This window comes from Sphingomonas ginsenosidimutans, from assembly GCF_002374835.1.
Taxonomy (GTDB): domain Bacteria; phylum Pseudomonadota; class Alphaproteobacteria; order Sphingomonadales; family Sphingomonadaceae; genus Sphingomonas; species Sphingomonas ginsenosidimutans.
Genome location: NZ_NWVD01000034.1, coordinates 1 through 2954 on the forward strand (window position 1 = coordinate 1; position 2954 = coordinate 2954).

A 2954-nucleotide genomic window follows, 5' to 3' on the forward strand; every position below is an offset into this window, starting at 1 on the left:
GCAGATGACGGTGCTGATCTCGCTTGGCATCATGATGGGGATCGACCGTTCCACGCGCTGCCCGCAGCGGTGGTGACGAAAAAAGTCGAAAAAGGGCTTTGCATCCCCGGCAGACGTTGCTAGAGGCGCGCTTCCCGAACGCGGGCGGCCTCTTGCGGGCAGCTTCTACCGCGCTTCACCGGACGCATAGCTCAGTTGGTAGAGCAGCTGACTCTTAATCAGCGGGTCCTAGGTTCGAGCCCTAGTGCGTCCACCAAATTCTTCATGAAATACAAAGTCTTAGGGCTATTTGCTGCTGCACTGGGCCCATCATTCAGTGCTCTAGGTAGCTCTCTAGGTAGCTCTCTAGGTAGCTCTCTAGGTAGCTGTAAGTCAGGCCCCATCCCTCGCGACTCTGAACCAGGATGGCCGGGTTAGGCATGCAGTTTGGTGCAGACTCTACATCAAATCGAGGGAGCCCGCAGGGGGCAGGTCAGTGGTAAGCGCGATGTCGGCTGAACACGCGCTGCCATCGGAGCAAGACCCGACATTAGATGCAATCGGCGTTCCTCGTTGACGTATGACATGCACAAGCCGTGATCGGGAAGAGGAATGACTGGCTGAACCCGTGGCAAGCGGATGACGCAAAGCTGGAGGGCCACCCGCGGCGTACGGACATGATCCTGCGCCGACAGCAGCCCTCATTTGGGTAAGACGTTCCGGGTGGCCGTCCACATCAGGATGAAGTTCCGCCCTTCCGACCACGTCTGCCCCTCGATGCGGTCGCCTATCAGACAACCGGAGCTGTGGTACGGGCCGGTTCCGTCCTGCGTGCGAAATGCAAAGCATGGACGGCCGTTGGTGGCGCCCACACGTCCACGTTCGATCTCGTGCTCGTAGAAGCGGCCGGTCAGCGTGCCATCGGCCGCGACCGCGAGCGTCATTGCCTTGGGGTAGGCGGGTGCCTGCGGTTCAGGTCGCAGGTCGGCGGTCCAGTTGCCGGCGAGCGTCGACTTGTCCTGCGCGAGCACGGGAACTGTAGCAGCACAAAGCGCGATGCCGAGCAGAGCGGCATGGGCGAGAGGATGCATTGGGTCTTCTCCTTACAGGGTTCAGGGATTGGCCGGGCACAGCGCGGCCGACAGCAGGTCGAAGGTCAGACCCTCGCCCTGCCACACTTCGCCGAATTCGACCGACTGGTCGTTGGTGAACAGGATGACCGCGCGACCAAGCTCAGGGGCGATGATGTTGCGCACCTGCGTGCCCGCGAAGTCGCCGCGCCGTTCCACGATCTGCACCGGCGCAGCGCAACCATCCAGGCGCGCAGGGAACGACCAGACGCCGAGCGCCATGAACCCGAGCTGCGTGTCGCCCTCCCAGGCGGTCGCGCGGGCCTGAGGAGACAATAGACGACCAGCCATCAGCGCGCGGTCGAACTCGGCCAGGTCACGAGCGCTGCCGGTCAGCGCGTGGGACGCGCCGCCCGTGGCGACGTTAACGGCGGCCACGCGCGCCGCCCCGTCATAGCCGACCGCAGCCGCACCGCCGCGCGTCGCGCCGTCGGGCGCAAGGCGCAAGGATCGGAGCCCGAGCGGCCGGGCGATACGTTGATCGACAAGCCGGCCGTAGGGGAGGCCGGTCACCGCCTCCAGCACGGCGCCGAGCACGAGATAGTCGCAGTTGTTGTACTCCCAGTCGCCGCCGCGCGGCCGTTTTTTTGCCCCGGCGCAGAAGCCGGCCGCACGGGCTGTATTTCCGATGCCGCTGCCAGTCTCGCGGTAAAAGGCAGGCACGCCGTCGACTGCTGGCGTGTCAGCCGGGTTCGGCAGGCCCGAGCGGTGCTGGAGCAGCTGGCGGATGGTTATGGCACGGTCGCCGCCGAAGCCGGGCAGGAAGGTGCCAATGGCTGCGTCGAGCGCAATCCGCCCGCGGTCAACCTCCTGCATGACCAGCGTCGCCGTCACCTGCTTCGTGATGCTGGCCCAGACCCAGCGCTGACCAACCCTATTGGCCTTGCGCGCCTCGCGGTCGGCAAGGCCGTAAGCGACGGCGCGCTCGGCTCCGTCTGCATCCGCCACAACAAGTTCGCCAGGAAGCCGCGCCCTGCTCAGCACGGCCGAGGCGCGCGTTAACGCTGCTTCAAGCGGGGGTGCTGTGCTGGGGATTGAGGTCTCGGCTCGGCCCGGTGTCGCGGCGCACAACGCTGTCAGCAGCAGCACCCGTCTCATCATTCTCAATCCCATCATCAGATCCTCGTTCATGATGATGAAGCCATGACGCGACGGAGGTGGGCTGTCGCCGGTCGCGCGACCGGCGTCGCCCTGTCACGACCGACGTCGTCACGATCCATGTTGCAGCGTGGCGGAAGCTGCTACGCAGGAGGACGATGAAAAGTCCGATCGTCATGTCTGGCGCTGCCCTCGTCCCGGCGCGGCTCGCGCTTGCGAGCATCGCCAGCTTCTGGGCGGTGTGGCTCGTGCTCGTGACCGGCCGCGCGCTGGTGATGGATTGGCCCGATCAGGGCGGCATGCTTGTTCGACGCCTCGGCATGGCGGCGGTCGGCGCTGCACTGGCCTGGGTCATTCACCTTTTGCTCATGCGGTGCGCGTGCCAGCGCCTGGCTCTGCGTGCAACTGCGGCGTTCACAGCGTGCATCCCGGCGGCGCTGCTGTTCGCCGTGCTCAACAGCTTCGTATTCTACCGCTGGTTTCCGGTGCCGTCAGTGCTGCCTGACCTCGCACGCTGGGACGAAGGCGCCGTGCTGCGCACTGCCGTAGCTGACGGCTTCGTCACCTGGTACTTCTTCTTTGCCGCGTGGGCCGCTTTCCTGCTCGCGCTCGGCGTGGTCGGCGAGGTGCGCATGGCCGAGCGCGCGCGCGGCGAAGCCGAGGCCGCCGCGCGCGACGCACGGCTCGCCATGCTACGCCTCCAGGTCGATCCGCACTTCCTCTTCAATGCGCTCAACGCGCTGTCGT

At 65.6% G+C, this 2954-nt stretch carries 3 protein-coding genes and 1 tRNA gene; 2 read left to right on the top strand and 2 right to left on the bottom strand.

Annotation, left to right across the window (positions count from 1 at the left end; genetic code table 11):
* The first annotated feature begins 180 nt into the window (after positions 1-180).
* Positions 181-256, top strand: a tRNA-Lys gene (locus COA17_RS18395).
* Positions 257-680: 424 nt separating this feature from the next.
* Here the strand turns inward: COA17_RS18395 and COA17_RS18400 are convergent.
* Positions 681-1070: a hypothetical protein gene (locus tag COA17_RS18400; RefSeq protein WP_084276697.1), complete on the bottom strand. Its 390-nt coding sequence runs from the start codon at positions 1068-1070 to the stop codon at positions 681-683.
* A gap of 21 nt (positions 1071-1091) precedes the next feature.
* On the bottom strand, positions 1092-2240 hold the full coding sequence (locus COA17_RS18405) for a serine hydrolase domain-containing protein (protein ID WP_084276696.1): 1149 nt from the start codon (positions 2238-2240) through the stop codon (positions 1092-1094).
* Between the two features lie 125 nt (positions 2241-2365).
* On the opposite strand from COA17_RS18405, the gene COA17_RS18410 reads away from it, so the two are divergent.
* A partial coding sequence (locus tag COA17_RS18410; protein ID WP_141397138.1) for a histidine kinase occupies positions 2366-2954 on the top strand: 589 nt, incomplete at its 3' end.

Coding starts and splice junctions, on each gene's coding strand:
- COA17_RS18405 (WP_084276696.1), bottom strand. CDS start 2,240: ATGAACGAGGATCTGATGATGGGATTGAGAATGATGAGACGGGTGCTG.
- COA17_RS18400 (WP_084276697.1), bottom strand. CDS start 1,070: ATGCATCCTCTCGCCCATGCCGCTCTGCTCGGCATCGCGCTTTGTGCT.